Raw genomic sequence first — 5,110 nt, 5'->3', positions numbered from 1 at the left:
GATTGCCCAGCGAGCTTTACCGGTCGCTGACCTGGGACAGAGGCAAAGAGCTTGCCGACCATCAGCGCCTGACATTGGCCACCGAGGTTGATGTCTATTTTTGTGACCCTCGGTCTCCCTGGCAGCGCGGCTCAAACGAAAACACCAACAGATTGCTGCGCCAGTATCTTCCGCGCGGCACCGATCTGTCCTTGCACAGCCAGGCCAAGCTCAGTGCCATCGCAAGGCAGCTCAATGAAAGGCCGAGAAAGACCTTGCTCTATCAGACGCCGGCTGAGAAGTTCGCAGAATGTGTTGCAGCGATCGGTTGAACTCGCCAGCGCATTCCGGGCTCAAGCCGGACATCGTGCGAGGTCGGAAAAGTGCCAACAGCGGTTATTGACTACAGGCATACAGGCGCGCCGCGTTGGACAGCTGAAAACGCTCTTTCCCGAGGAGCTTAGAGGGACAAAAACTCTGAATTCTGCGAGGTGTTTCCTTTTTGGTAACAGCCTACCGAAAGGGATTCGCGTAGACCCCGGCATATTTTTCGTTTTTTCAATTGGGGGTTGTTTTGAAAAAATTCGTTGCTGCCTGTTCACCGTGGCTATTAGTGCCGTCGCCGCCTCGGCGGCCGACCTTCCGGTCCGGTCCTATACCAAGGCGCCTGCTGCGGTCGCCCCAGTCTATAGCTGGACCGGATTTTATGTCGGTCTGAACGCCGGCGGTGCCTGGAATCAGTCCAGGGCTGCAACCGCGACTGTGTTCGTCCCGGGGGGATATTTTGACGCCACCAGCGTTCCGCCTATCGCGCCGGTCGGCAACCAACGCATCAACAGCTCGGGTTTCACCGGAGGTTTGACTGCCGGTTATAACTGGCAGGTCGCCAGCGCCGTGCTCGGCATTGAATCGGACTTCAACTATTTCGGCGTCAAGGGATCAACTAGCGGTACCGGTCTTTATCCCGCCTTCCCACCGTTCGGATTCACCGTCAATTCGTCGGCGTCCTCGGACTGGTTGTTCACTCTTCGGGGACGCGCGGGCATTCTCGTCACTCCGGCCTTCTTGCTTTATGGCACCGGTGGTCTCGCTATAGCCAATGTGAAAAGCAACTTCCTTTTCACCGATACGGCTGACACGGCTAACGAATCGGCCTCGATCTCCACAACGCGGTATGGCTGGACAGCTGGTGTCGGCGGCGAATACGCCCTGATGAACGGCTGGTCTGTTAAGGCCGAATATCTCTACGTCGATCTCGGTCGGGCAAGCACGACCAGTACCAATCTAACTACCGGCGTGCCGTCGTTTGCCTGGCCCGCCAATGTCTTTACCCACTCAGTTGATCTGCGCTCGAACATCGTTCGGGTCGGGCTGAACTACAAGTTCGGCGGTCCTGTGGGCGCGGGTTACTGATCTTTTTCTCTCCAGCAACTCAAGCCCCGGCATCATCCGGGGCTTTTTGCTGGTCAAATGTCGATTCTGGGTCGTTCTGGTCGATTCTGTCATGTCCGTCGCATGTCCGTTTTGGGGTGATTCCGGGAATGCCGGCTCGCCGTTGATGGTGTCACCTCAGAGTCTGACACAAAAAGCGGCCAGTAGAATAGGCCACTTCTCGTCATTGCGAGGGGCGAAGCGACGAAGCAATCCAGTAACAGCCATCGTGGCTGGCAATGACGCTGATGCAGTGCCGTACCGGATTTGATTTGCGCGGCTGCTCCCGCGCTGTCCAATGTGCACCGTTCGCATGGCGCGCGCCCGTTTGCGTCGGTTGAGCCGACAGCGCCATTCATAGTAGACGATGGCGATGCGGCCGATTGCATTTGGCCGCGCCGGGCGGAATAACCAGTGATCGACGTGACCGCAGCCGACGAGATTTCCGACGACGCGCGCGCTCGGTCCAACGTGGTGCGCCTCGCCGCGGCGCAGGCGCTGACCGGCGCGAACTCGGCCGTGATCTTCGCGACCGGCTCGATTGTCGGCGCGACTCTGGCGCCGGATATCTCGCTCGCGACCGTGCCGCTCTCGATGTATGTGGTTGGTCTCGCGGCCGGCACCCTGCCGACCGGCGCCATTTCGCGCGCTTACGGCCGCCGCGTCGCTTTCATCATCGGCACCGGCTGCGGCGTGCTGACCGGCTTGCTCGGGTCATTCGCCATCCTGCACGCTTCGTTTGTGCTGTTTTGCTGCGCGACTTTCCTCGGCGGACTTTATGGCGCGGTGTCGCAATCCTATCGTTTTGCCGCCGCCGATGGTGCGAGCGCGGGGTATCGCCCGAAAGCCGTGTCGTGGGTCATGGCGGGCGGCGTGTTCGCCGGCGTGCTCGGCCCGCAGCTCGTGCAGTGGACGATGGACATCTGGCCGCCCTATCTGTTCGCCTTCAGCTTCATGGTACAGGCGGCAGTGGCGCTGATTGCGATGGCAATTCTCGCGGGCGTTGATGCGCCGAAGCCCGCGCCATCCGATCTGCACGGCGGCCGGCCGCTGTTGGAGATCGTGCGGCAACCGCGGTTCATCGCGGCGGCGATTTGCGGCATCGTCTCTTACCCGATGATGAACCTGGTGATGACATCAGCGCCGCTGGCGATGAAACTATGCGGGCTTAGCGTCAGCGATTCGAATTTCGGCATCCAGTGGCATATCGTTGCGATGTACGGGCCGAGCTTTTTCACCGGCGCCCTGATCGCGCGCTTCGGGGCGCCGAAGGTGGTCGCAACCGGCCTGTTGCTTGAGGCGGGTGCGGCGGTGATCGGACTGTCCGGCGTTACCGCGATGCATTTCTGGGCTACCCTGATCGTGCTTGGGGTGGGGTGGAATTTCAGCTTTGTCGGCGCATCCGCGCTGGTGCTGGAGACACACCGTCCGCGCGAGCGCAACAAGGTGCAGGCGTTCAACGACTTTCTGGTGTTCGGGATGATGGCGCTGGGATCGTTCTCGTCCGGCCAGTTGCTGGCGAATTACGGCTGGTCGGCGGTCAACATGGTGGTGTTTCCGCCGGTGCTGCTGGGACTTACGGTTCTGATGTTTGCGTCGTTCGCCAGGCGGCGAGCGAGATCGCAATTAGTATCCGAGTTTCCCGATCCGAGTATTTGATCGCTTCAGAAAAAAGGAGGGTTCATGCCGTCGCGAGAACGCCTGGATGAATTTATCGCCGTTGTGGAGTCCGGCGATCACGCCGGCGCCATCGAGCGCTATTACACCGAAGATTCCAGCATGCAGGAGAACGCGGCGCCGCCGCGCGTCGGCCGCGACGTGCTGGTCGCCCACGAGCGCGGCGTGCTGGCGCGCATGTCGAACGTCTATTCCAAGGCAATGTCCTCCGTGGTCGAAGGCGACCATGTCGCGATTCACTGGATTTTCGAGCTGACCGATAAATCCGGCAAGGTGCATCGGATCGATGAAGTCGCGCTGCAGGAATGGCGCGGCGACAAGATATTTCGCGAGCGCTTCTTCTACGATCCGTCCAGGCCGAAGACATGATGGCGGCGCGGGACACTTCGGCGGCGGTCGAAGCATTGCGCTTGCTGATCTGTTAATTGTTGTCGTCATGGACGGGCTTGTCCCGGCCATGACCGTGTTAAAAAACAAAGAGGCGCATATTGGACGCACCCAGTCACATCGCCGGCGTCGAGACTTCGGTCCGTTATGACGGCTGGCGGATCGTTGCCGTCTGTTTTCTGGTCGCGACCTTCGGCTGGGGGGTCGGCTTCTACGGCCAGAGCGTCTATCTCGCCGAGTTGCATCGGTTGCACGGCTGGCCGGCCTGGCTGATTTCGTCGGCGACGACATTCTTTTATTTGTTCGGCGCCGGGCTCGTCGTCTTTGTCAGCGAGGCGGTGCGCGCCTTCGGTCCGCGCAACTGCCTGCTCGGCGGCGTGGTTGCGATGGCGGCGGCCGCCGTCATGATCGGCCAGGTCACCGCGCCGTGGCAGCTTTATGTGGTCAATGCCCTGCTGGCATTCGGCTGGGCCGGAACCAGCCTCGCGATTATCACCAATACGCTTGGCCTCTGGTTCGATCAGAAGCGCGGCATGGCGATCAGCCTCGCGCTGAACGGCGCAAGTTTTGGCGGTATCGTCGGCGTGCCGCTGTTGGTAGCCGCGATCGGGCATTTCGGCTTCTCCGGCGCCATGATCGCAGCTGCGATCGTGATGCTGGCGCTGATGATCCCGGTCATCCTGCTTTTTGTCGGGGCGCCGCCCAGCCGCGGCGGCGTCGCAGCGGCGGACGCGGAAGCACCCTCCGCATCGCAAGTGCGCGCGCTGGCCTTTCGCGATACCGCCTTCCTGACGGTCTCGATTGCGTTCGCGCTGGTGCTGTTTGTGCAAGTCGGGTTTATCGTCCACCTGATTGCGTTTCTCGATCCGGTGATCGGACGGGAGTACGCTGCGACCGCGGTCGCGTTTTTGACGGCGATGGCCGTGGTTGGGCGCGTGCTGTTCTCGACCGTGATCGACCGGCTCAACCAGCGGCTGGCTTCGGCGATCTCGTTTGCAAGTCAGGCCGTGGCGCTCGTGATCGTCATCAATTCGCGCAACGAAATGTTGCTGATCGCGGCCTGTGCGCTGTTCGGGTTTTCGGTCGGCAACGCGATCACGCTGCCGTCGCTGATCGTGCAGCGCGAATTCGATCCCCGCTCCTTTGGCGTCCTCGTCAGCCTGATCACCGCGATCACTCAGATCACCTATGCGTTCGGCCCGGGCGTCATCGGCCTGCTGCGCGACGCCTCGGGAAGCTACGCCCTGCCGTTTTACGCCTGCATCGGGCTGGAGTTGGTGGCTGCCGTCCTGATCATGGTTCGCGGGCGGTCCGCGAAGTCCTCATCCTGAGAGTCTGACTCAAAATAGGTCATTGGCATATCAGGTTCTTGCCAGGCGGCGGGAAAGCAGGCGGATGCTTGCAATCAGGACCCAGGCTTCCGCGCTGGCTATGGATGCCTCGAAGTCTTTGGCAAGCCTTCGATTGCGACCGAACCATGCAAACGTGCGCTCGACGACCCAACGCCGAGGCTCGGCTTTGAACGTTCCCACGCTCTGCGAGCGGGTGACGATCTCGATGGTCCATTTGCCCTGATCGGCGAGTGCCTCGAGCAATTTCGGACCTCGGTAGACGCGGTCGGCGAAGATGTGGCGCA

Annotated in this window: 6 protein-coding genes; 5 read left to right on the top strand and 1 reads right to left on the bottom strand. The window is 61.0% G+C overall.

Going from position 1 to position 5,110, the window contains the following annotated elements; translation table 11 throughout:
* The 5 genes from N554_RS0130155 to N554_RS0130135 all read left to right on the top strand — a co-directional run.
* Positions 1-311 (top strand): IS30 family transposase (locus N554_RS0130155; protein WP_036054644.1); only part of this gene is annotated, 311 nt, incomplete at its 5' end.
* Between the two features lie 67 nt (positions 312-378).
* On the top strand, positions 379-1,392 hold the full coding sequence (locus N554_RS0130150) for an outer membrane protein (RefSeq protein ID WP_245283759.1): 1,014 nt from the start codon (positions 379-381) through the stop codon (positions 1,390-1,392).
* A 432-nt stretch (positions 1,393-1,824) separates the two neighbouring features.
* On the top strand, positions 1,825-3,069 hold the full coding sequence (locus tag N554_RS0130145) for an MFS transporter (RefSeq protein ID WP_029586847.1): 1,245 nt from the start codon (positions 1,825-1,827) through the stop codon (positions 3,067-3,069).
* A gap of 24 nt (positions 3,070-3,093) precedes the next feature.
* Positions 3,094-3,456 (top strand): nuclear transport factor 2 family protein, encoded by a 363-nt coding sequence (locus tag N554_RS0130140; protein ID WP_029586846.1) that lies wholly within the window; start codon positions 3,094-3,096, stop codon positions 3,454-3,456.
* A gap of 116 nt (positions 3,457-3,572) precedes the next feature.
* Positions 3,573-4,805: an MFS transporter gene (locus tag N554_RS0130135; RefSeq protein ID WP_029586845.1), complete on the top strand. Its 1,233-nt coding sequence runs from the start codon at positions 3,573-3,575 to the stop codon at positions 4,803-4,805.
* A 30-nt stretch (positions 4,806-4,835) separates the two neighbouring features.
* Here the strand turns inward: N554_RS0130135 and N554_RS0130130 are convergent.
* Positions 4,836-5,110 (bottom strand): transposase (locus tag N554_RS0130130; protein ID WP_029586844.1); only part of this gene is annotated, 275 nt, incomplete at its 5' end.

The sequence above is a fragment of the Bradyrhizobium sp. URHD0069 genome (assembly GCF_000701345.1).
Taxonomy (GTDB): Bacteria; Pseudomonadota; Alphaproteobacteria; order Rhizobiales; family Xanthobacteraceae; genus Bradyrhizobium.
This window is presented reverse-complemented; position numbering and strand designations above follow the sequence as displayed.